Origin of the sequence: Oceanobacillus longus, assembly GCF_042650085.1 — a bacterium.
Classification (GTDB): domain Bacteria; phylum Bacillota; class Bacilli; order Bacillales; family Amphibacillaceae; genus Oceanobacillus; species Oceanobacillus longus.
Genome location: NZ_JBHSAO010000011.1, coordinates 156019 through 180200 on the forward strand (window position 1 = coordinate 156019; position 24182 = coordinate 180200).

Annotated in this window: 18 protein-coding genes; 15 read left to right on the forward strand and 3 right to left on the reverse strand. The window is 38.4% G+C overall.

From position 1 onward, the window contains the following. Positions 1-23 precede the first annotated feature (23 nt). The 9 genes from ACFOUV_RS14760 (at position 24) to ACFOUV_RS14800 (ending at position 11001) form a co-directional block, all read left to right on the forward strand. Entirely contained in the window at positions 24-1058 is a 1035-nt protein-coding gene (locus ACFOUV_RS14760) for a serine hydrolase domain-containing protein (protein WP_379497804.1), read from the forward strand. Between the two features lie 20 nt (positions 1059-1078). After that, complete coding sequence (locus tag ACFOUV_RS14765; RefSeq protein ID WP_379497549.1) at positions 1079-2647, forward strand: ABC transporter substrate-binding protein; 1569 nt, start codon at positions 1079-1081, stop codon at positions 2645-2647. A gap of 60 nt (positions 2648-2707) precedes the next feature. Further along, entirely contained in the window at positions 2708-3652 is a 945-nt protein-coding gene (locus ACFOUV_RS14770) for an ABC transporter permease (protein WP_379497550.1), read from the forward strand. Between the two features lie 34 nt (positions 3653-3686). Beyond that, a complete protein-coding gene (locus ACFOUV_RS14775) occupies positions 3687-4514 on the forward strand; it encodes an ABC transporter permease (RefSeq protein ID WP_379497551.1) in 828 nt (275 codons plus the stop codon). A 21-nt stretch (positions 4515-4535) separates the two neighbouring features. Beyond that, entirely contained in the window at positions 4536-5744 is a 1209-nt protein-coding gene (locus ACFOUV_RS14780; protein WP_379497552.1) for an anhydro-N-acetylmuramic acid kinase, read from the forward strand. After that, complete coding sequence (locus ACFOUV_RS14785; RefSeq protein WP_379497553.1) at positions 5741-6736, forward strand: ABC transporter ATP-binding protein; 996 nt, start codon at positions 5741-5743, stop codon at positions 6734-6736. Before ACFOUV_RS14780 ends, ACFOUV_RS14785 begins: the two co-directional genes overlap by 4 nt. Next, positions 6723-7745, forward strand: a complete 1023-nt coding sequence (locus tag ACFOUV_RS14790; protein ID WP_379497554.1) for an ABC transporter ATP-binding protein — start codon at positions 6723-6725, stop codon at positions 7743-7745. Before ACFOUV_RS14785 ends, ACFOUV_RS14790 begins: the two co-directional genes overlap by 14 nt. 29 nt (positions 7746-7774) lie before the next feature. Beyond that, complete coding sequence (murQ, locus tag ACFOUV_RS14795; protein ID WP_379497555.1) at positions 7775-8683, forward strand: N-acetylmuramic acid 6-phosphate etherase; 909 nt, start codon at positions 7775-7777, stop codon at positions 8681-8683. Between the two features lie 728 nt (positions 8684-9411). Then, positions 9412-11001 (forward strand): FAD-dependent oxidoreductase, encoded by a 1590-nt coding sequence (locus ACFOUV_RS14800; protein WP_379497556.1) that lies wholly within the window; start codon positions 9412-9414, stop codon positions 10999-11001. Positions 11002-11248: 247 nt separating this feature from the next. Here the strand turns inward: ACFOUV_RS14800 and ACFOUV_RS14805 are convergent, their stop codons facing one another. The 3 genes from ACFOUV_RS14805 to ACFOUV_RS14815 all read right to left on the reverse strand — a co-directional run bounded on the left by ACFOUV_RS14805 (position 11249) and on the right by ACFOUV_RS14815 (position 17533). Beyond that, positions 11249-14302: an FIMAH domain-containing protein gene (locus tag ACFOUV_RS14805; protein ID WP_379497557.1), complete on the reverse strand. Its 3054-nt coding sequence runs from the start codon at positions 14300-14302 to the stop codon at positions 11249-11251. Positions 14303-14360: 58 nt separating this feature from the next. After that, positions 14361-16601, reverse strand: a complete 2241-nt coding sequence (locus ACFOUV_RS14810) for an FIMAH domain-containing protein (protein WP_379497558.1) — start codon at positions 16599-16601, stop codon at positions 14361-14363. 320 nt (positions 16602-16921) lie between these two features. Then, complete coding sequence (locus ACFOUV_RS14815) at positions 16922-17533, reverse strand: YesL family protein (RefSeq protein ID WP_379497805.1); 612 nt, start codon at positions 17531-17533, stop codon at positions 16922-16924. 321 nt (positions 17534-17854) lie between these two features. On the opposite strand from ACFOUV_RS14815, the gene ACFOUV_RS14820 reads away from it, so the two are divergent. The 6 genes from ACFOUV_RS14820 (at position 17855) to ACFOUV_RS14845 (ending at position 24176) form a co-directional block, all read left to right on the forward strand. Beyond that, positions 17855-19120, forward strand: a complete 1266-nt coding sequence (locus tag ACFOUV_RS14820; RefSeq protein ID WP_379497559.1) for a sugar ABC transporter substrate-binding protein — start codon at positions 17855-17857, stop codon at positions 19118-19120. Between the two features lie 150 nt (positions 19121-19270). Beyond that, on the forward strand, positions 19271-20167 hold the full coding sequence (locus ACFOUV_RS14825) for a carbohydrate ABC transporter permease (protein WP_379497560.1): 897 nt from the start codon (positions 19271-19273) through the stop codon (positions 20165-20167). Between the two features lie 33 nt (positions 20168-20200). Next, entirely contained in the window at positions 20201-21007 is an 807-nt protein-coding gene (locus ACFOUV_RS14830) for a carbohydrate ABC transporter permease (protein WP_379497561.1), read from the forward strand. A 19-nt stretch (positions 21008-21026) separates the two neighbouring features. Further along, positions 21027-21932: a Gfo/Idh/MocA family protein gene (locus ACFOUV_RS14835; protein WP_379497562.1), complete on the forward strand. Its 906-nt coding sequence runs from the start codon at positions 21027-21029 to the stop codon at positions 21930-21932. A gap of 25 nt (positions 21933-21957) precedes the next feature. Continuing rightward, the gene (locus tag ACFOUV_RS14840; RefSeq protein WP_379497563.1) at positions 21958-22995 is read left to right on the forward strand and encodes a Gfo/Idh/MocA family protein; all 1038 of its coding nucleotides are present in this window, start codon (positions 21958-21960) and stop codon (positions 22993-22995) included. Positions 22996-23051: 56 nt separating this feature from the next. Next, positions 23052-24176, forward strand: a complete 1125-nt coding sequence (locus tag ACFOUV_RS14845; protein ID WP_379497564.1) for a mandelate racemase/muconate lactonizing enzyme family protein — start codon at positions 23052-23054, stop codon at positions 24174-24176. Positions 24177-24182: the final 6 nt, after the last annotated feature.

Below are 24182 nucleotides of genomic sequence, written 5' to 3' on the forward strand. Positions count from 1 at the left end.
AACTAAATAAAAGGATAGCTTCCATTTTTAATAGCTACATGGAAAATGATTATTTTTCTGGTGGCGTTTGTTATATAGCTGTTAATGATGAAAAGCTATTTCATCAAGCATATGGTAAAGCAAATTCAATTAAAAACACTTCATGTGAATTACATACCGTCTTCGATTTAGCAAGTGTTACCAAAATCATAACAACTACAATTATATTAAAAATCATCTCAGATACTTCATTAAAATTATCATCGACACTAAGTGAATGTTTACCAAACCTATCTGTAAATAAGGTTCTAGCACCAATCACATTGAAACAATTAATGACGCACAGCAGTGGCATCCGGGCATGGTACCCATTTTATTCGCAAAAAAAAGAGACTGTTTTTTCCGTTTTGGACACGATAGACGTTATGCACAATAAAAAGGAAGAAACAGTTTATAGTGATTTGAATTATATTTTGCTTGGTGAAGTTGCCAAACATCATTTTAATAAAAGTTTGCAGGAAATCGTCCAACAGGAGCTAGTCGCCCCTCTAGATCTCGAAACACTTACATATCATCCCTATGATGATGGAAATATAGCAGCCACAGAATTTGGAAATAAAATCGAAAAACAGATGTGTAAAGAAGGGAACTTTGAATTTTTTGATTGGCGTCAGGATGGCATTCCTATCGTCGGCGAAGCGAATGATGGGAACGCTTACTATTTCTTCAATGGTGAATCTGGTCATGCAGGATTGTTTTCAAATACAACAGATATAGTAAAGATTGGCCAACTATATTTGAAGGGGGGAGTCTACAAGGGAAAACAGTTCATACAAAAATCTTTAATTGACGAAGCATTAACATTGCAATTAGGGACTAGGGCGCTTGGCTGGGAACAGTCAGAAATTTATCCTGAAGGCTTTGGTCATACGGGTTTTACAGGGACATCCATTTGGATTGAACCGAAAAAGGGTATCTCTGTTGCTTTATTAACAAACCGACTTCATGTAGAACATCCAAGAAATATTAATGCGTTTAGAAAAGACATTTTCAGAGAAGTTCATCAGAGCTTTTCTTAATCAAAAAGGGGGAAAATTAGATGTTTAAAAAGCAGTTTTTATTTTTATTGTTCATTGCTTTAGCTTTTGTTATAGCAGCATGTTCCAATGATAGCAATGATAGTGGGGAAACTAGTGATGCAGAAGCAGAATCCGGTTCAGAGGAAGAAACACAGGCAGAACAAGTTTTAAAAATAGCCAATGATCAGGAACCAGCAGGACTAGATCCGCATAAAACACCAGCAGCTTCATCTGTACGTGTCTATTCCAAAGTATACGAGGGATTAGTAACTTTCGATGAGAACATGGAATTGGAAGGTCAATTGGCAGAAAGCTGGGACCAACCTGATGACTCCACCTATATATTTAACTTAGTGGAAGGGGCTCAATTCCACAATGGTCGTGAAATGACAGCTGAGGATGTCAAATACAGCTTTGAACGTATCTTAAATGAAGAAACTGCATCACATATTGCTTCCTATTTTGCGGATATTGAAACTATCGAAGTTTTAGGAGATTATCAAATTCAATTTAAATTGGCAAATCCAAATGCAACATTTTTAACAAATCTAACAAATTCAAGTGCTGCAATTGTAGCTCAGGAAGTTGTTGAGGAAAATGGTGATCTGCAACAAGTGGCCATCGGTACAGGTCCGTTCGTATTTGAAGAGTGGGTCCCTGATAACTCCGTAACGCTACTGAAAAATGAAGATTATTATGTTGATGGTATTCCTAAATTAGATAAGGTAGAGTATTATACCATGCTTGAAGAAGCTTCGAGATTGTCAGCAATTCGTACAGGTGAAATTGATATGACTACTGTCAATGCACAAAGCGCAGAGTTGCTTGATGGAGCGGATGGTTTATCTGTAATGGATTATCAATCGTTGGAATACAGTTATGTCGGTTTCAATGTTGATGTGGAACCATTAACTGATGAGAAAGTTAGACAGGCATTAAGTCTTGCAACCAATCGTCAGGAAATTGTAGATATAGCGTGGAATGGTCAGGGAGTTATTACCGGTCCAATTGCTCCAGCAATGGGAGATTGGTCATTAGATGTAGAAGCGCATGAACTTTATCAAAATGACTTGGATCAAGCGAAAGATTTACTTGCTGATGCTGGATATCCGGATGGATTTGAAATAACAATAACTACAGCCTCCACATACCCGGATATGGTAGATACAGCACAACTACTTCAACAACAATGGAAAGAAATTGGAGTGAATGCTGAAATCAGACAAGTTGAGTGGGGCGAATATATTGATATTTGGTCAAATAAATCTGCTGATATTTTAATAGGCAGAAATGGTTCAGGTTCAGATCCTGACCGTGCGATGAACTATTTCTTCCATACGGATGGTTCAGCTAACGTTTGGAATTTCTCGAATGCGGAATATGATGAGCTTGTCTTAAAAGGGAAGGGTACGGTTGACGTAGAGGAGCGTAAAGAAGTTTACAATCAATCTCAGGAACTATTACTCGAACTATCACCTAATCTATTCATGGTTTCTCCAATGAATTATGTCGCGGTTAGAGATGGTGTCGTAGATTATCAGCCATACGCGCATAGCAGTGAAGATATTGAAGAGGTTTCTAAAAAATAAAAATAGAAGTGCTGCATGTTTTGCAGCACTCCTCTATTTCTTTAGTAAGGGTGATGAAAGATGTTTACATATATCATGCGAAGGATCTTGATGCTGATCCCCGTGCTTTTTGGAGTTTCTATATTCATCTTTTTCGTGATGCGTATTATCCCTGGAGATGTGGCACAGACAATCCTTGGAACAGACGCAACCCCAGAAACACTGGCACAGCTGAGGAAAGATTTCGGTTTAAATTTACCGCTATACCAGCAGTATTTAAACTGGATGGGTGGCGTATTAACATTAGACTTTGGAGAGTCCATGCGAACAGGGGCTGAAGTGTTACCAGATATTCTAAGTCGCTTTAAAGTAACTTTTGAGTTAACGATATTATCTGCAATGATTGCTTGGATTATTGCTATACCATTAGGGATTCTTGCTGCAATGAAGCGTAATTCAAACATCGATTTTGGTGTGCGGATTGTATCGCTCTTTGGTGTATCGGTTCCAAATTTTGCTTTGGCGACAGTAATCATTCTTGTATTGGCGCTTGCCTTTTCTTACAGCCCTCCTGTTGGTTATGTTGGATTGTTTGAAGATCCACTGCGCAACTTGCAGATTATGATTATTCCGGCAATTGTAATGGGAACTTCAATGGCTGGTGCTGTCATGAGAATGACAAGGTCATCGATATTGGAAATTTTAATGCAAGACTTTATTCGCACCATACGAGCAAAGGGTGCGAAGGAAAAAGTGATTATCTTTCAACACGCACTTAAAAATGCAATGATTCCAATATTAACCATTATTGGATTACAGGTAGGATCTTTATTAGGTGGTGCAGTTATTATTGAACAAATTTTCTCATTACCTGGATTAGGGCAATTAGTACTTACAGCTATTAATCAAAGGGACTTCATGGTAGTACAAGGATCTGTACTGTTTATAGCTTTCGTATTCGTATTAGTAAATTTACTAGTTGATATTCTTTATGCGTACTTAGATCCAAGAATAAGTTACAAATAAATCCTGTGATAAAGAATATAGAAAGAGTGATGGTATGAGACCGTTTTTAAAGCGATTAAAGAAAGACAAGGTTGGATTGGTTGGTTGTATAGGTATTCTGCTAGTAATTTTAGTTGCCTTGTTTGCACCTGTTTTAGCACCATATGGTCCAGAACAAATGCATACACAAAATGCCTTGGAATCCCCAAGCAGTGAATTTATTTTTGGTACAGACGAATTTGGTAGGGATATTTTTTCGAGAATTATTTATGGGGCTCAAGTTTCCTTGCAGGTCGGTTTAATCTCCGTGGGGATTGGTGCAGGTTTAGGGTTGGTTTTTGGCCTTATTGCCGGCTATTTCCAAGGAAGAGTGGACCAGATTATTATGCGGATCATGGATGTATTCTTCGCATTCCCTGATATTCTTCTGGCACTAACTATTGTCGCCGTCCTCGGACCAAGTGTAACAAATACAATGATTGCAATCGGAATCGTTTTTACACCGGTCTTCACTAGGATTGTAAGAGGGGCAGTTATTGGAGTTAAACAAAATGAATATATTACAAATGCCGTTGCGATAGGCGTTTCTCCGTTTAAAATTATCTTTAAACATATTACACCGAATATAATGGCACCGTTTATTGTGCAAATCACACTCGGTCTCTCAGGTGCAATTCTGACAGAAGCCGCATTGAGTTTTCTTGGACTAGGAGTTCAACCTCCTGACCCATCATGGGGCAGTATGTTAGATGCAAGTCGTACGTATATGGAATTTGCGCCATGGACCATTCTCTTCCCAACAGCTGCAATCGTATTTACGATATTTTGTTTTAACTTATTCGGAGATAGTTTACGAGATATTTTGGATCCTAAACTGAAATAAATAATAAAAGGGTGGGATTGTATGGGTAAAGCAGTTGGAATTGGTCTGATGTCTGGTACATCACTGGATGGTGTTGATGCAGCTCTTGTTGAAATTGAAAAGAAGAACGGAAATATAGAAGTTAATTTAATCGAATCACTAGCCATCCAATACGATGATGTTATAAGACGAGAATTAATGGAAGTATGTTCGCCCCTTTCCGCTACAGTACAAAAGATATCTTCCATGAATATGTTTCTCGGAAAAGAGTTTGGAAATGCGGTAAACAAACTCTTAGTAAAATCAAATCGATCAAAGGAAGATATCCATTTCATCAGTTCACATGGTCAAACAATCTATCATCAACCACTTCAAGGTGAGACCGAAGTAGATATTCCTGGAACATTACAAATTGGAGATATTTCCGTGTTATCTGAAACAACTGGAATCGCTGTCGTTGGGGATTTCCGAACAGCGGATATGGCGGCAAATGGCCAAGGAGCACCATTGGTATCTTATGTTGACTATTTGTTATTTCATTCTACCGATAAGTCTATTGCGGTTCAAAATATTGGTGGGATAGGGAATGTAACCTATTTAGCGAAAAATGGACATAGCAACGATGTACAGTCCTTTGATACAGGACCAGGGAATATGGTGATTGATGAAGTAGTTTTTAGAATTACAAATGGAAAGTCCACGTATGATAAAAATGGACAAATAGCATATAAGGGAAAGATCAATCAAGCTTTACTAGATCAATTAGTAAACCATAATTATTTTTCAATGAATCCACCGAAAACAACGGGTAGAGAGTTATTTGGGAAATCTTTCGTTACAGCTATTTTTAACGATTTTGGTGACATCGATTCGGCCGATCTAGTTACGACGGTAACGGAGTGGACTGCTTTAACGATAGCTAATAGTTACAACGATTTTCTAACAGGAAAAGGTAATGCAATTGATGAAGTAATTGTTGGTGGAGGCGGAAGTTACAATCCGTATTTAATGGAACGCTTGGCCTATCATCTACCCGATATGAACGTTTACACACATGAAAAGTATAATATTTCAAGTGATTTTAAAGAAGCTATCGCCTTTGCAATATTAGGGTATCAATGCATTTGCGGAGAGTATAATCAAATCCCATCTGCAACGGGAGCGGATAAGCCTGTAATTATGGGGAAAACGGCATATACACACCCTGATGCGTTTAAACGGCTGGAAAGTTTAAGGAGCGTTTTGACATGACTACGGTATTGGATATTAAAAATCTATCAATAGATGTAAAAATTGAAAAAGAACACTTTAATATCGTAAAGAATTTAGATTTAATGATTAAGAAAAAACAAAAATATGGAATTGTTGGTGAATCAGGGAGTGGCAAAAGTTTAACGTCCCTGTCCATTCTGAATTTATTGCCGGACGGTATTGGTATAAGCAAAGGTAATATTTTCTTAAATGAAGAAACAGACTTAACCGCTGTATCGAAAAAAGAAATGCTGAATATCCGTGGCAATGAAGTATCGATGATTTTTCAGGAACCAATGACCGCGTTAGATCCTCTATTTACTATTGAACATCAGATTTCAGAAGTGTTGCGTTTCCATGGAAAATACAGCAACAAGGAAATGCGCCATATGATTATTGATATGTTTGAAAAGGTAGGGTTTTCAAGGCCTGAACAACTTTTAAATAGCTATCCACATCAGTTGTCAGGTGGAATGCGACAACGTGTGATGATTGCGATGGCTCTCATATGTAAACCGAAGCTCTTGATTGCGGATGAACCAACGACCGCATTAGATGTGACGATTCAAGCGCAAATTCTTGATTTAATGAATGAACTAACTGAATTCTATGATACATCGATTCTTCTAATTACGCATGACCTTGGTGTGATTGCGGAGACATGTGAACGAGTAGCGGTCATGTATGCAGGGACGGTTGTGGAGGAATCGAGCGTTATCGATCTATTTAAAAACCCAACACATCCATATACACAAGGGTTATTGGCATCCGTCCAATCTTTGGGGAAGCGTTCAAAGAAATTGTATGCGATTCCTGGAAATGTTCCTGCTCCGACTGACCTCAAAGAGACAGGCTGTCGATTTGCTTCCAGATGCCCTCATGTCATGGATATGTGTCACCAGCAGGAACCTGATTTATTCGCAATAAATGATGATCATAGTAGTAAGTGTTGGCTATATAAAGATGGGGGGAGAAGAAATGAAGACGGATAACGTTATTTTAAAAGTAAATCATTTAAAAAAACACTTCCCCCAGAAGGCAGGAATATTTAAACGTACGAAAAACTATGTACGTGCAGTCGATGGGATTAGTTTTGAAATAAATGAAGAAGAAACATTTTCCCTTGTGGGGGAGAGTGGCTGCGGGAAATCAACAACGGGAAGATCGATCCTACGTTTACATGAGCCAACTTCAGGTGAAATATTATATCAGGGAAAAGATATTCTTGATTACTCCAAGCGGGATTTCCGAGGACTCAGGAAGGATCTTCAAATGATTTTCCAAGATCCATATAGTTCTCTGAACCCAAGAATGACGGTGAAAAATCTTCTGTTGGAGCCCTTACTTACGCACAAAGTTTGCTCAAAAAAGGAAGCGTCAGCGCGCGTTTTTGATATAGCTGAAAAAGTTGGATTAACAAGACAGCAGGTAGACAAACATCCACATGAATTCAGTGGCGGGCAGCGTCAGCGTATTAGTATTGCAAGAGCCCTTATTTTAAATCCAAAGGTTGTTATATTGGATGAAGCGGTGTCTGCATTGGATGTTTCCATTCAAGCGCAAATCCTAAATTTACTCATTGATTTACAGGATGAATTAAAGCTCACCTATCTATTTATTTCTCATGATTTAAATGTCGTACGCCACGTTAGTGACCGAGTGGGAGTCATGTATCTTGGACAAATGATGGAAATGGCTGAAACGGATGATTTATATAATGAGCCGTTACACCCTTATACAAAATCCCTGTTATCTGCTATTCCTTCAACAGATCCAACAATAAAAAAAGAGAGAATTATCTTACAGGGAGATGTACCTGATCCGTCAAACCCACCATCAGGTTGCCCGTTTAGACTACGTTGTCCAAAGGCACTTGAACGGTGTAGTTTAGAAAAACCTACATATCAGGAAGTGAAAGCAAATCATTGGGTAGCATGTCATTTATATGATTCTCCTAAAGCAGACGTAAATGAAAGTGAAAAAGAGGAACAATATATATAATATGGAATTTTATTGTGAGGGATAAGAGAATGGAATTAGAATTATCTAAGCTGACCACGGAGATTAGAAATCAATATAGTATGAACTTGGATCAGATGTCTACATTGGAAGTACTGAAAACCATTAATAATGAAGACAAAAAAATAGCAGAAGCGGTGGAACAAGTATTGCCTGAAGTAGCGATTGCAATCGAAGCAACCTACCAATCTCTCAAAAATGGTGGAAGGCTGTTTTATGTCGGCGCAGGAACCAGCGGCAGAGTCGGAATCATTGATGCATCGGAATGTCCACCAACGTTCATGACAGATCCAGATATGGTCCAAACCGTCATGGCGGGAGGGACAGGCGCATTTTTTCAAGCCGTTGAAGGCTCTGAGGACAATGAGGCGCAAGGCGAGCAGGATTTAAAGGGCAGAAAGTTCACAAAGAATGATGTGGTAATCGGTATTACTGCAAGTGGAAGAACACCGTATCCTATTGGTGCGTTAAAATACGCAAATGACCTTGGTGCTTATACAATATCCTTAACATGTAATGAAAACTCTACCATATCAACTTTTGCTGATTGTGGGATTGAAGTTCTGGTTGGGCCTGAAGTATTAACGGGTTCCACAAGAATGAAAGCCGCTACCGCCCATAAAATGATTCTTAACATGATTAGCACCACGACAATGGTAAAGCTAGGAAAAGTATATGAAAACCTGATGGTCGATGTACATGCAAGTAATTATAAATTAAAGGAACGAGCAAAAAAGAATATGATGGAAGTAACACATATAACTTATGAAAAAGCAGAAGCGGCACTGGAAAAAACAAGTTATCAGGTGAAACCTGCAATTGTGATGATCGAGGCTGGTGTTGATTTGCAGAAAGCCAATCAAGCGATAGAAGAGAGTAACGGATATGTAAGGGAAGCAATTGCAAGTTTAGTCCAATAGCTTGAGTATAATAATAACAGGCATTCAATTATAAGAGAACGACGGCAACCAAACTAATATGTTTGATTGCCGTTTTTGATAAAATCTGCCAATAGGAAGCACGGGGACGGTTCTCTTGCTTCCTTTTTAGGTAAGATACTTTAAAGTGAATGATACAATGGGTTGTCTAGCATTCTTGCTTTCCTTGAGCTACTTGATGTTGCGGATTTCCATAACTTTGCTTGAAAGCCTATTTAGTTTTTATTGGTCCCTGGCGGTTTACAAGAAGAAGCGCATTCTCTTAACGCGAAGTTATAACGAATTTATACAATTATCTAAAATATGTATCATTTCCCGGGAAATATCGACAAAATAGGAATGACGATGCAGAGTAAAAATCAAATAAGAAGAGGAAAAATAACTCCCATTCGACAAAAATCGGGGAGTGACAGACGCCAAGAATGAAGCCAAAAGCAACGATACCCACATTGTTGCTTTTTTTGTTCGTTATTCAATAAAGCAAATTAACACAAACAGTCCTGACTCCCTTTTCCTTTCTCCGCTTTGGAAGCAAAAGAACCGTCCCCATGCTTCCACTGATGACTTTAATTGGGTAATAAGTACAGGATGTATTGCTTTTGGTGGCGTTTCATCATAGATTGGAATTAGAAGGGCTGATTTCTTGTATTCTATTATTTATTTTAGTAGCAATGCAAAAATGAGTGGGCTAGCAAAGTGGAGGCAATGTAATGAATATGGATAATCTTTATTATTATAAGAAGTCAAAAAGCAATCCCAATCCATTTACAGTGAAAAAGGATCTTATTGTCTATGGCGCAACGCCAGCTGGTATAACGGCTGCAATCCAGGCGAAAAAGATGGGACTAGAGGTTGCGATTGCTGAGTTCAGTAACCATATTGGTGGAATTACAGCGAATGGATTGGGTGCGACAGATCTTGGAGCGAAAGAAGCGATTGGTGGACTGTCGAGAGAGTTTTATCAAAAAATGGGATCTTATTATGGCAAAGAGGAGCAATGGACTTTTGAACCGAAAGCTGCAAAACATGTTTTTACAGAATGGTTAAAAGCATATAATATTCCGGTTTATTATGAACAACACCTGCACAAAGTTTTCAAAAAAGATACCGAAATACAATCAATCGTGATGGAAAACGGAAATACATTCAAGGGGGAATTCTTTATCGATGCCTCTTATGAAGGAGACTTAATGGCTAAAGCTGATATCACAAATATAGTTGGAAGAGAATCGAACAAAACCTATAACGAGACATATAACGGTGTCCAATTTGGGTATCCGCATCATAAGTTTGAAACCGATATCGATCCATATGTGGTCCCAGGAAGGGAGGAGAGTGGCCTCCTTCCAGGAATTACAGATGTGCTTAACGAGGAAGAACCACGGGGTGAAGGGGACAAGCTTATCCAGGCTTACAACTTTCGTATTTGCTTAACAAAAAATGTTGAAAATCAAGTGCCATTTCCGAAGCCATCTAATTATAATCCAGAAAGGTTCGAACTCTTACTTAGATATGCGCGTGCAGGGATTTGGGATGCAATGAATCTACACACCTTGCTTCCAAACGGCAAAACAGATTTAAATAATTACGGGGCAATCTCAACCGACAATATTAGTATGAATTATGAATGGCCAGAGGGGAGCTATGCAAAAAGAGAAGAAATATTCCAAGACCATGTGAATTACAACATGGGAATGCTTTATTTTCTAGCTAATGACCGAAGAGTTCCGATGGATATTCAAAAAGAAGTGAGATCATGGGGATTAGCAAAAGATGAATTTAAAGAGACGGCGCATTGGCCTGCCCAACTATATATTCGCGAAAGTAGAAGAATGATTTCTGATTATGTGATGACAGATAACAATTGTTTAGGAAAAACAGCGATTGACGATTCCATTGGTCTGGCGTCCTATCAAATGGATTCCCATCATGTAAGACGCGTTGTAGTTAATGGCGAATTGGTAAATGAAGGAGACGTAGAAATTCCTATTTCTCCATATCCAATATCCTACCGATCTGTTCGTCCAAAATCGGACGAATGTACGAATTTATTGGTACCAGTTTGCCTATCAAGCTCACATATTGCCTATGGATCGATACGAATGGAGCCAGTGTTTATGATTATTGGGCAATCTGTTGGGTTAGCTGCGAGTCTGGCATTTAAAAATAAATCTACCGTACAAGACATGGATTATAATGAGTTGAAAGAAGAACTTATTAAATGGAATCAGTTATTACATTGGGATAATACTATTGAGGATGATCCTATAGAAAGAATGAAACAGACATTTGGAAAATAAAAAAAGAGCCTGGGACATAACTAAAGTGTTTAACTCAAAGCCGAACATTTCGCCATAATAGCGAAGGAAATACACGGAGACTCCTGCGGGATGAAAAGCCTAGGTGAGACTACGTAGAGCGATAGCTCGGAGTAGGCTCAGCAGCGCCCGCGGAAAGCGTAGTGTATTTCCGTAGCGGTATATATGCACCAACTATGTTCGTATTTTACTTTGGTTAAAACACTTTTGTCCCAGTCTCCTTTTTTAGTTAATTCGTAAACGTTTCTTCAATTGCATTAACATTATCGATTAATAGTACCTTAATGGATTCTTCGGTATCACTTTTATTCAAATGTTTCCTGAAATTTTCTAAGTGCTTGATTGCCTGTGCGGTATCTCCTTTCTTATAGTGATGTTCAGCTTGTCTTAAATGATTCGTCAATTTTTTAGTTAATGAATGTTTGATTTTTCCAGTATCCTTTAACGCATTTATCTGGTCTGTTAATGAAGAAGTGGTAATTTCAACTGTGATTGTTAGTAAATTAGTTATAATCTCTTCTCCATTGTAGAAAATAGCCGCATGAACCTCTATACTCCCTGCGTTTTTTCCGGTAATTAACCCGTCTTCAATGGTTGCTATTTCAGAATCTGAAGGGATCCATTCAATAGTTGCTCCTGATACATCGATGGTATTCCCGTTTGCGAGAGTGACTTCGAGATTCAAATCCGACGTTTTTCCTTGCATGATGGATGTATCATCGATGGAAACGCGCGCTTCGTCTAATGGAACCGGTAATTTATATAAGTCAGCTCCAGATGCATAGTAGATATTTCCTTCATTATCTAAGTCCATCAGGTTTACGGTGTCACCTACTAGTTGTTTACTTGCCATTGTTTCTGGATCAATAACGGTAAGCTTTCGCCCAGCGGTTGTGTAGAGTAATCCATGGTCATCCCAGCGCATAAAGAATGGCCGCCATTGACTTCCTCGATGTACACCAGAATAGATCTCGGTGCTTTTAACAATTTCCTTTGTAACAGGATCCATTGCGAATATAACGGTATTATCTGTTCCTGTTTCATCAAAACCCCAGGCTACTCCCCAAAGATTACTATCAGGACCTATGGAAAGTTCACCAATCATTTCCGGTTTTTCCAAACCTTCTACTTCCAGGTCAAAAACATGATAGTCTTCTGTGCTCGTATCATAGGCAAACATTTTTGCTTTCTCTTCGGATGGCTCAATACCTAATCCTCCAGAGATTGTTGAACCTCCGTATAACATACCATCTTGATATGCCAATCCGATAATGCTTTGATTTTCAATTATATTACGGGTGCTTGTCCAATCATCGGTCACAGAATCATAGATAGTTAAAGAACCACCTAATCTTCCATAATCAGAGATTGTACCAACAAATAATTTATCCTCTCCTGAAGTTAAGGTGAATGGTCTGCTTTGATCGTCACCGATATCATAAACCATTTCAGGATTGTTTCCGTTTCCGCCTCCAGAATAATCAAAAGGAGTTTCAGGATCATATTTGTAGATTTGCGCACCACCATAAGTACCTAGATATACATTTCCATTGAGAAAGCCTATTCCTTCAATTTGGTGAGGATCACGTTCATTTAGAATATATTCTTCATTGGAAGTATCATACACTCCAAAGGATCCTTGGTACCCACCCATATAGATATTATTATCTTCGCCAATTTCAAGGCTTTGAATATTAAGACCCTGCATGTCCACTTCCGGATAGCTTATTTCCAACGTATTTGTCTGTGGATTATACTCGGAATACTCAATTTGGTGGTGCAATATTGCTAGGACATCCTCGCCTTCGTCATTTTTTACCCATTCAATGGCTTTTGCCGGTGTAGCAGGCAACTGGATAGTTGGTTCTACAGGTGCAGTTTCATGTGTTTCCATGTCATAGGTCCATAACTGTGTTGACTGTTTAGAAATGAAGTAAATAATATTTTCATCATATGGAGAAGGGGATGAAATCAACCCATCGAATGTATGCTCATCTTCCCAATTCATCTCATTTAAGACTTCGCCAGTTGTCACATCAATTGTTAAAAGGGATGTACCATAGGCAATAAAAAGATTGTTTCCATATTCCCAAATATTTGAAACGGATGTGGAAGAACCAGTGATTGGCAAGTCAATCTCTGTCCGTTCTCCTGAATTTCGATTCATTTTAATTAAGTGGGCAGTAGTACCTATCCCTACATAAATATTCTCATCGGTAACACCTAATCCTCTAGCATATAGTTGCCCCTCATAGAAAGTACCCAAATCGGTAAATTCATCAGCTACTATGTCGTATTCAAATGTTTTCGCATTTGGATAAGTGACACCATAAATTTTTCCATCATTGGTTGATTCGAGCTGCCAAACCCAATTATCGGATGGATTTTTCCCAACTTGCTCTAACCTTTGTTCATCCACGACATATCGGTATAAAATCCCGTTATACGTACCAGCAAAATAAACGTTTCCATCAGAACCAATTGTCATTCCCCAAACAACGTCACTACCGGGAAGGGACTCAGAGAAAATTACTTCACCGGTTTCTGAATCTGCAGCATAAAAGGTTGCAGGTGATCCGTTAGTTGCATAATACAGTTCGCCTTCACCAATTGCCGCGCCTTGTGTTTTAGCAGCAAGAGCTGCAGGCCCCATATTGATAGGCTCTCCGTATTGAAATGGTAATTCAAATTGACTGTTCGGTTTTTCAAAAAGTTTCACGTTATCATAATATCCCTTCATTACAGAAGTAGAAGATTGATAGATAAATATTTTAACGCCAGTAACACCAGGAGGAGCATCAGCCTCAATGACTACTTCTTGCCATTCTTCATAGGTGAGGTCCTCAAAGTATTCTGCGTTATTATGAATGATTTCACCTGAATCATTCAGCCAGCGAAGCCAGATGCCAGGGTTTCCTTCAAGCTCTTCCACATAAAGCTGAGCAGATAATTGGTAATGGTTCCCCTCTGTTACTGGGATTTCCTGACTAAAAAGACCGACTACGCCACCATTATCAACGGCAAGACTTTGATTTCCTTCATAAACTACTTCTTCGGATATAGCCATGCCTTCTTTAAAACCACCGCTCCAAAAATCCCAGGAAGGTAAATCCGTATCTGACGATGGTGGGGCTTCGAAATTTCCGTTCTCTACCGTGAGCTCTTGCCACTCATCAGTTGTTTCAGCAGATGAAGTTAAGCTGAATAAAGTAGGTGGGAACAGTGAAAATATTAGCAACATTGAGAGTAGAATGGATAGCGTTTTTGGAAACTTAAACTTCATATTATTTTTCCTCCTATTAAGTGAAGGTGGTGCCTGGCACCACCTTCTACCCTAGATATTATAATGTAACCAAAGAAAGTAAATTCTTTATCTCCGAGTAAGCATCCGGTGTAATATCGGATTCTTTAGCTTTTTCCAAGTGTTTCAATGCATCTTTTACGTGTTTTGCAGCCTGTGTTTCCCTTCCATCATCCCTGTGATGGATCGCCTGAGTAATAGAGTTGGATAATCTTTTACTTAAGGAGTGTGTAATAGTGCCATCCTCCGTATGCTGCTCAATCAGCTCCTGAGTCTTCTCAAGTGTCACTTTGTCCGTAACTTCTATTTTCATCAAATTGGTCTGCGATGAGTAATAAATATTTCCATCATCACCAAGTGTCATTAGCTCGGTTGGAGATGTATTCAATGTTTCATATTCCAATGTTTCGGGATCAATAGCTGTTACTTTTCCTGCCATCGTCGTATACAGGATACCATCTTCAGACCAGCGAATATGAACAGGACGCCACATACCTCTGTTCGTTACTTCTGGATAAATATTTTTACTCTTAACAATTTCTAACGTGTCTGGGTTCATTGCAAAGATGGTTCCGTCAGCAACTGACCATAATCGTCCATCTGGTCCGAGACTCATTCCACTAATCATCTTAGGCTGAAGTGTTGCACCAGGTATTTCTGGAACGAATTCTTCTATTTTTTCACCGTTTTCGATATCCCAAACAAAAATCTTCGCTGCTGTCTCTGTTGGGTCAATCCCAAGCCCTCCTGCAACGGTTGTAGAACCATACAATTTACCATCCTTTTCAGCAAGGCCAGCAATGGAATGATTATTGACCACATTCTCGTGAATGACGGTGTCTTCTACGGAATCAGGATCTAATATCGTTAATGATCCCCCCAAATGGCCGTATTCAGGAATGGTTCCAATATATAGTTTCTCATTTGCAGGAGTCATAACAAATGGTCTGTCTTGTTCTGGAATCTTGTATATCTGCTTTGGAGCAATTACGTCTTCGGTTGTATTCCATTCAAAGATGGAAGCACCGGGATATACACCAAAATACATATTATCTCCAATTGCGGCCATTCCTTCCGCTTGTCCTAATGCAAATGATTCAGTACTTCCTGTTTCAGGATTATAAACAGAAGCCTTTCCACCAGGGTAACCACTCATGTAGAGATTACTATCCGGGCCTTTTTCCAATGTCTGAATTGGTATAGGATTTCCAACGATAGGGTATTGGGTTGTCTTCACTTTTTTTGTTTCCAAATTCATGAAAGTAACACCACCACCGAATTGTACCGTTACGAGAGATAATCCTGGTAGTTCAGGGTCATTTGGCACCTCTACCCATGAAGTGTTACGCAGGAAAGTACCGAATACAACACCGGTATCGGTAGCTTCCAACGTTTCTAAGTCAATTTCCTGTAGACGGTTATTTTGCAGGAAATATACCTTATTACTTCCGGGCTGTCCTTGAACTAAACGTAACCCTTTATTATTCAGATAGTATGTGTCACTCCATTCATCCGTTTCGGTGTCATAGAATAATAAGGCATTGCTTCCACCACCAATTCCAGCTACGATATATTTCCCAGCAGCATCCATCTGCCATATACTGCTCCCCGGAGTGATACCGTCCGGAATATCAATTTGTTCATAGTTACCGGTCTCTAAGTCTAGTTTAGCGACATGATTGTCGACTCCGACACCTAAGTACAAGTAGCCATCATGATAGGCTGTGGAACGAGTATAACTCTGACCGGGTGCAACACTTCCGAAATCTGTCATTTCACCAGTATGAGGGTCATAGCGGCCTGCCTTTGCATTTGGATAGGAACCAAAATAGACGCGCCCTTCCTCATCATAAGATAAGCCATAAACAACACTTTCCCCAATGCCTCCGAGGTTTGTCACTTCTTTTGTTTCAGGTGAATATTCGTAAAGTGTTCCATTTCCGCCAATATAAACATTGCCATTTGGAACGGTAATATGTGTCCAGGAGCTTTCAGACCCCTCGAGTGGAAATGTTCTTAAAACTTCCTGGCTTACAAGATCAATAACCTGGAAAATGGCAGGATTTCCTGATGCTGTTGTGTACATAACATCTCTACCATCTTCCTTCCCATAAGTGGAATCATAAATGGCCACACTTTCAATTGGAGAACCAAGATTTTCTGGTTCACTAAATGACTTTTCAACTTGTGCGGAAGCAGACCCGATGTTTGTAAATAGAGAGCTTAGCACTAATAAAGAGGTGAAAAATACGAGAGTTAGCTTTTTAAATTTGCTTTTCATATAATATTCTCCCTTCCTATTCCTTCTTAAAATACTTGCATTTTCAAAATCGTTTTAAATTCTACAATATGTGTCATTACACCGCCTTTCAATCTAATTTGACCTACTACTTTCGATGGTTTTCATCATCAGGAAAATTGAATTTTGATTCTTTTGTCTATTACTAATATTTAAAACAATACTTGCTATTAAACAAGTCTTTAATCTGTCGAAAAGTTAGATGAAACTAAAGACCTATATCCCTAATAAAATAGAGAATTTGGAATAAAAAAAGGTTTGACCAATAAGGTCAAACCTTTTACACGCTGTCGAATTATCGCTTAGCTTAAACCTTTTCTTAGCCTAATCTTTCGGAATGCTCGGTAGCTAATCCACGTCATAGCAACTGCCAATACACTGCCTGTAAATAACGGAATAATACCAGGCAAGAAAGTCACGATAAAATATAAAGCGGCGATAGCAATCGCAATTTGTAATGTTTCCAATGGAGATGTTACTGCAACTAAAAAAGATTGCTTTATATATTGAAAGAATTTGAGATCAAATTGAACGTAAACCGGAAAGAAAAAGAGAAGTGTAATCACGTATGCCAATGATATTAAAACGAAGATAGGAAAAAGAAATTGTAATTTTCCACTGTTTAACTGTAAAAATAGAAAATCATAATACAGAATATAACCGATGATAAGAAATATAAAAGAGAATCCATTCAACTTGAGAAAATTACTTCGATAATTCACCCAAAAAGTATGAAAGATAGGTAGATGATGTTCTTTATGAAACCATTTATGTACAATCGTAAACATAGATGATGTTGCAGGAAATAAACCGAATAGTACGAAACCTAAGATTGTAAAAACAATCCAAAGTATATTTAAATACGCTATCTTTATCATCCATACTGCTATGCTATTAAACTTGTCCCAACCCATCACGTAAATTCACTCCTTCTAAAAAATAACTATACGTGAAGTTATATTTAAAAAGCAATCCCCTTCCTATTTTAAAAACTATTTAAATTAATTAAAGACACTTTAGAGACTTGTCACTTGTTAAAAAAGAAACTAATATAAAGTTAACAAATATTTTAAAAAGTGAAACAACACAAAGAGGTAGTGGAGAGTGTTTCCGATTAAATTTATTGTTAGCGTTTCCAATAAGTCTCATATTTTATGAGTTATTGTTGAAGGAGGTGGGGGAGTTAAATATTTTTTGGTTTTAATTTTATTTAAAATACGAGAGGGGTTAATTTTATGAAAAAGAAGTTTATGTTTCTAGTAATGTTGTTAACATTTGGTGTTTTATTAGCGGCATGTAACTCAGATGATGGTGGTGATGAGACAGAGGCAACTGGTGGAGATGGGGAAGTTGAAGGTGAAATCACTGTTTGGGCACATCCATACACTGGAGACGCAGAAGCAGAAGCGAAAATGTGGGAAGAAATAATTGCAAATTATAATGAAGAATTTCCTGATGTGACAGTAAATTATGAAACGATTCCATGGGCAAACCGTGATCAAAAAATTCTAACAGCACTTGCAGCAAATAATGGTCCGGACGTTTTCTATGCAATTCCTGACCAAATGCCGCAATACGCGGATGAAGGTATGTTACTTGAACTGGATCCATACTTAGAAGATTATGATATGGATGACTTTGTGGATACGGCTTTGGTTTCAACTACTTGGCAGGATAAAATGTATGGCCTTCCAATCCTTCAGGAAGCATACACATTTTTCTATAATGTAGACGTTATCGAAGCGATTGGAGAAGATCCAGGAAATCTACCAACAACATGGGAAGAATTTGAGGATTGGGCAGAAAAGGCTAAAGAACAAGACAAATTTGCTTTAAGTTATGCTGGTGGTGGATCGATGAATGGAACCATCTATCCATGGATATGGCAGGCTGGTGGAGATATTATTACACAAGAAGATGAGATTTTAATCAATAGCCCAGAAAGTGTAGAGGCATTTGAGTTTATTAATAACATGTATGAAAAAGGTTACATTCCTGAAGATTCAATAACTGCTATGGAGCATGATGCACTGTGGAATGGCGGAGAGATGCTAGCGGTATTAGGATCTGGAATTTCGTTAACTAACCTACTTGCTAATGAAGACTTTAATTTCGTAATTGCACCACCACTTGCGAAAGAGGAACAAGTAACCTATGGTACAACCGGAATGTTCGTCGTTCCTTCCAATAGTGATAATCCGGATGCAGCGGCAGAATTTGTAAAGGTAGTTACAAATGCTGATAACCAAAGAAATTTCAATACGGTAACACAGTATATTCCGACACGGGAATCGGCTAAAGATATTTTTGATGATCAGGAGTACTTAAGTCAACTTGCATCCTATACACAATATGCATTGCCGGGAGTTATTCATCCAATTGGACGTACAATCATGCCACTCATTCAGGCTGAAGTCCAAACGATGATGGAAGGCAAAAAGTCACCACAAGAAGCAGCAGATGCAGCAGCTACTTCTATTGAAGCAGAACTAGCTAAATAAGAAATAAATAACAGAGAGAATGGCTAAAAAGGATCACTCTCTCTGTTACTAACTTACATATGGAATAAGGTGATTACACTGGAGAATTTAAAAAAGGATAGTAATAATACCAATCAGAAAAAGTTTTCCAAAAAGAGTGGGAAAAACAAGTTGCCTTTTATTGAGAGGGTAAAGCGAGAATGGAATCGTAATGCAATTGTATATATCTTTCTTATACCTGCATTGATTCACTTCACTATTTTCCAGATCGTTCCGTTTGCATATAGTTTTATTTTAACTTTTCAGGATTGGAAAATAATCGGAAATTCGGAGTTTGTCGGACTAAAGAATTGGATTCAATTTTTCAATGATCCGATAGCATGGAAAGCGATATGGAATACAGTATTATTTTCCATCTATTATATTCTTCCAACAATGGCTTTAGGTTTGATTTTAGCTTTAATCATTAATTCAGGTATAAAGTTAACCGGATTATTTAAAGGAATATTCTTTCTCCCCGTTGTAACCTCTTTCGTCGTAATTGCAGGTATTTGGGGATGGTTATTTAGAGGAACGGATTCAGGTTTAATTAACTTCCTATTGAGTTTTATCGGAATGGATACTCAACTGTTTTTTTCAGATTCCAGTCAGGCACTGATTGTACTTGCAGGGTTGAGTATATTTAAAGTTGCTGGTAGTACGATGATCTATTACTTTGCAGGATTACAATCTGTACCGAATGAATTGTATGAAGCTGCACGAATGGATGGAGCGACACCTCTAAATATATTCTGGAAAATTACGTTTCCGCTATTAAAACCAATTCATTTTTATGTGCTAATTGTAACAACGATTGGTTCATTTCAAATCTTTGATTCTGCATATTTGCTCACTGGTGGTGGACCGAACTATGCTACTACAACGATTGTTTATTACTTGTATCAACAAGGGTTTGCCAGTCTTAACTTAAGCTATGCGGCTGTTTTATCCTATGTATTGTTCTTTATTATTTTGCTTATCTCGCTTGTACAGAGAAAGTATCTCGGGAAAGACTCGAATATTTATTGATTCGAAGATTTATTGGAAAGGAGTCTGAATACAATGGTTAAGAAGATAATATCGTATACAGCGGTATTTATATTAAGTTTCTCTTTTCTTTTACCGTTTATCATTATGATATTAGGATCATTAAAGGAAACCCAATTTGCACAGTTGGACCCGTTATTTTGGATACCAAATGATCCTACATTGAGTAACTATTACTATTTATTTAATGATGGAATTTTTCTAAGGTGGATTTTTAACTCTGTTGTAATAACAATCATACCTGTTTTTAGTCAAATGCTTTTTGCCGGAGTACTCGGTTATATTTTTGCTAAAAAGAAATTTCCGGGTAGAGAGATTATTTTCTGGATATTTATGGCGGTCATCATGATTCCACAGCAATTATTGATTATCCCTAAATATATCATGTTCTCTGATTTTGGCTGGATTAATACGTATTGGGCATTAATCATCCCAGAACTTTGGGGAATCATGGGTGTGTTTTTGGTAAGGCAGTTTATGCAGGGGCTTCCTAATGAATTGGAAGAGGCAGCACGCATTGATGGGGCAAGCGATATTAAAGTTTTCTTCAAAATTATTCTGCCACTTTCGCTACCTGTAGTAGCAACGGTGGGGACGTTTGCGTTTATTAGTAACTGGAATGATCTATTTCAGCCACTCATTTATATGACGCAAGAGAAAATGTTCCCTGTAACTGTGGGATTAGCCTCATTATTGGGTAAAGAGGGAGATTTTGGTATTGAAATGGCAGGTGCGACACTTTCGTTCATTCCTACATTCGTAATCTTCTTGTTCTTCCAGCGTTATTTTACAGAAGGAATTCAAATGTCCGGCTTAAAGTAAATAAGGAAGGAGGCTAATCATGGAAGATCTGAAAATCGGAATGATCGGATTAGATACCTCGCATGCGGTGGCTTTTACGAAGTTATTGAATGATTCAACCCAAGTTCATCATGTGAAGAAGGGGAAAGTCGTAATGGCTTTTCCCGGGGGTTCACCGGGTTTTCCGTTGAGTATGTCCCGATTAGAAGGTTTTACAAAGGAAATAAAGGAAAGTTACAGTGTACAAATTATGGACTCTATGGAAGAAGTTGCTTTTGCTTGTGATGCGATTTTATTGGAATCGGTAGATGGTACACAGCATTTCGAGCAGTTGAAAAGGATTATTCCATATAAGAAACCAATTTTCATAGATAAACCATTTTCATTAAGTTCAAAAGATGCTAAGGAAATGATTCAATTATCTCAAAACTACCAAACTCCGATTATGAGTTCCTCGGCACTTCGTTTTGCAGAAGGATTAAGATCGGTAATGGGAAATTCAATAAAAGGGAAGATAATTGGCGCTGATTGTTTTGGTCCAATGGAAATTTTGGAAAAGCAACCAGGCTTTTTTTGGTATGGAATTCATACCATTGAAATGCTTTTTACGATTTTGGGCGTAGGGTCAAAAGAAGTTTCAGTCAAAACAAATAATGACCATGATCTATTAACAGCGATATGGAAAGATGGGCGTATCGGAACGGTAAGAGGTAATCGTAAAGGAAATAATCAGTTCGGAGCAGCCATTCATTTCGAACACGGCACAGAATTTGTTTCCATTAAAGATAATCAAAAGCCTTTTTATGCTAGTTTGCTTGAGGAAATTGTCCTGTTTTTTCAGAATGGGGTTTCTCCAGTATCTATAAATGAAACATTGGAAATCGTTCGCTTTATTGAAACAGCTAATGAAAGCAGAAATTCTGGTAAGTCAATTGTTCTTCGTTGAAGATGATAAGAATAGGAGGGATTTGATGAAGCAAGTGAGTTTTGGAATTATAGGCGCTGGCGTTCTTGCTCCTCTTCATGCAAAAGCGATTGTTTCCAATTTGAATGCAAAACTAGTAGCTATTGCAGATCTTGATTTTGCAAAAGCAGGAAGATTTGCTCAAGAGTATGAGATTGAACAAATATTTACAGATTATGAAGAAATGCTACAGGAGCCAATTGATGTTGTCTGTCTATGTGTCCCAAGTGGGTTACATGCTAAGTTTGCGATACGATGTGCTGAAATGGGAAAGCATGTTCTAAGTGAAAAACCACTGGATATTACGTTTAAAAATATGGATGCCATGATAAATGCCTGTCATAAGGCAGATGTAAAATTAGGCGCAGTATTTCAGCGCCGGACATTGCCACACTTTATAGCAGCAAAAAAGGCTTTCGATTCGGGAGCACTTGGCAATATGATGATGATTCATGCTTACTTGAAATATTACCGTACGGATGCATATTACGCTAGCGCTGGTTGGCGGGGGCAATGGGAACTCGATGGCGGTGGAGCGCTCATGAATCAGGGTGTCCATGGGATTGATTTGCTGCAATGGATCGGTGGTGAAGTTGAAAGTGTAATTGCCTTTAGTGGGACATTGGCAAGAAAAGAAATTGAGGTAGAAGATACCGCAGTAGCAATTTTAAGGTTTAAGAATGGTGGACTCGGAACAATTCAAGGAGCTACTTCTATATACCCTGAGCAGGAAACAAGTATTGAAATTAACGGCGATAAAGGCACGATTAAAGTTTCAGATTCAGAAATAGAGATTTGGGAGTCTATGAATAATGATTTAATCGAACCCTCATTGCCAAAGCCAAATCATGATGGGCATGCCGTAATTATAGATGATCTGGTCGAGGCAATTATAGACGACAGGGACCCAATGATACCTGGAATAGAGGCACGAAAGTCTGTTGAAATTATACTTGCTATTTATGAATCAGCACGGATAGGTCGGGAAGTAGTGTTATCCGAATTTTACCCGTTTACTCATCCAACCAACATGTTTCCCGATTAATGGGTGGATGAACTTCAGAGTGTCACAATTGTTGTTAGAAAGGAGACTTCTAGTATATGTATATTTCAAAGGTCGAGGTATTTCCTGTAAATTTACCGATGCTTCAAAACTTTTCCATTTCAGGTGGCCAGGTAGGTAATCGTCAGGCTGGTGCACCCCATGTCTATGTTCGCTTAATAACCGAAGATGGAATAGAAGGCTGGGGAGAAGCTAGACCAAGTCATAGATGGAGTTATGAAACGATTGAATCGGTAGTCTCAACTATTAAATCCTACTTTGTTGATGTGTTAATAGGGCTCCCGATTTATGAGCTCGACGAGATACATCGCGTCATGGATAAGCAGATAGCATCAGGCATAACAAGAGGCCAGCCAATTGCAAAGGCAGCTATTGATATGGCAATCATGGATACAATAGCGAAGTCCAATCAACAGTCACTTGGACATCTTTGGTTTACAAAACCCGAAGAAGAGATAGCTTTATCCTATTTAATAAGTGTATCAAATAAAGGGGAAGCAGAAGAAAAAGCGAAGATTGCAAAGTCAGAGGGATATACGGGTGTCGATGTCAAAATTGGCATCGATACGGAAAAAGACATCGATATTTTGAAGTCTATTAAAGAAATTCTTCCTGATGCCTTTTTTCGTGTAGATGCGAATCAAGCCTATCAATTAAAAGATGCGATGCGTTTATGCAGAGCCATGGAGGATATTGGAGTGGATGTGTTTGAACAGCCACTTTCAGCTGGTGATCTAGCAGGTCATGCCAAGCTCAGAGAATTCACAACAATTCCAATCGCTTTGGATGAAAGTATATGGACACCCGAAGATGTAATTCGAGCTATACAGTTGCAGGCATGTGATGTGATTGTCATAAAGGCAACAAAAATGGGTGGTTTATCAATTGCAAAGCGATGTGGAGATATTGCCATAGCAGCAGGTCTCCGTTTACTTGGTGGAGGTTTAACCGAATCTTCATTAGGGCTGTACGCCAGTGCCCATCTATTTCACGCATTAGGTATCAAAACACCAGTTGACTTGAACGGACCCCTATTTCTAAAAGATGATCCGTCTAGGCAGATGGCTACGATCCAGGAGGGGAAAATTAAACTTCCGAATGGGCAAGGAATCGGATGGGAAGTGGATCAAGAAAAACTTCGACATTTTTCTATTGATCTTTAGAGATAA

What these genes read in the sequence shown, in the direction of transcription:
- ACFOUV_RS14765 (WP_379497549.1), top strand. Translation starts at nt 1,079, where the DNA reads ATGTTTAAAAAGCAGTTTTTATTTTTATTGTTCATTGCTTTAGCTTTT.
- murQ (WP_379497555.1), top strand. Translation starts at nt 7,775, where the DNA reads ATGGAATTAGAATTATCTAAGCTGACCACGGAGATTAGAAATCAATAT.
- ACFOUV_RS14815 (WP_379497805.1), bottom strand. Translation starts at nt 17,533, where the DNA reads ATGGGTTGGGACAAGTTTAATAGCATAGCAGTATGGATGATAAAGATA.
- ACFOUV_RS14785 (WP_379497553.1), top strand. Translation starts at nt 5,741, where the DNA reads ATGACTACGGTATTGGATATTAAAAATCTATCAATAGATGTAAAAATT.
- ACFOUV_RS14775 (WP_379497551.1), top strand. Translation starts at nt 3,687, where the DNA reads ATGAGACCGTTTTTAAAGCGATTAAAGAAAGACAAGGTTGGATTGGTT.
- ACFOUV_RS14835 (WP_379497562.1), top strand. Translation starts at nt 21,027, where the DNA reads ATGGAAGATCTGAAAATCGGAATGATCGGATTAGATACCTCGCATGCG.
- ACFOUV_RS14770 (WP_379497550.1), top strand. Translation starts at nt 2,708, where the DNA reads ATGTTTACATATATCATGCGAAGGATCTTGATGCTGATCCCCGTGCTT.
- ACFOUV_RS14790 (WP_379497554.1), top strand. Translation starts at nt 6,723, where the DNA reads ATGAAGACGGATAACGTTATTTTAAAAGTAAATCATTTAAAAAAACAC.
- ACFOUV_RS14780 (WP_379497552.1), top strand. Translation starts at nt 4,536, where the DNA reads ATGGGTAAAGCAGTTGGAATTGGTCTGATGTCTGGTACATCACTGGAT.
- ACFOUV_RS14845 (WP_379497564.1), top strand. Translation starts at nt 23,052, where the DNA reads ATGTATATTTCAAAGGTCGAGGTATTTCCTGTAAATTTACCGATGCTT.
- ACFOUV_RS14820 (WP_379497559.1), top strand. Translation starts at nt 17,855, where the DNA reads ATGAAAAAGAAGTTTATGTTTCTAGTAATGTTGTTAACATTTGGTGTT.
- ACFOUV_RS14805 (WP_379497557.1), bottom strand. Translation starts at nt 14,302, where the DNA reads ATGAAGTTTAAGTTTCCAAAAACGCTATCCATTCTACTCTCAATGTTG.
- ACFOUV_RS14810 (WP_379497558.1), bottom strand. Translation starts at nt 16,601, where the DNA reads ATGAAAAGCAAATTTAAAAAGCTAACTCTCGTATTTTTCACCTCTTTA.
- ACFOUV_RS14830 (WP_379497561.1), top strand. Translation starts at nt 20,201, where the DNA reads ATGGTTAAGAAGATAATATCGTATACAGCGGTATTTATATTAAGTTTC.
- ACFOUV_RS14800 (WP_379497556.1), top strand. Translation starts at nt 9,412, where the DNA reads ATGAATATGGATAATCTTTATTATTATAAGAAGTCAAAAAGCAATCCC.
- ACFOUV_RS14840 (WP_379497563.1), top strand. Translation starts at nt 21,958, where the DNA reads ATGAAGCAAGTGAGTTTTGGAATTATAGGCGCTGGCGTTCTTGCTCCT.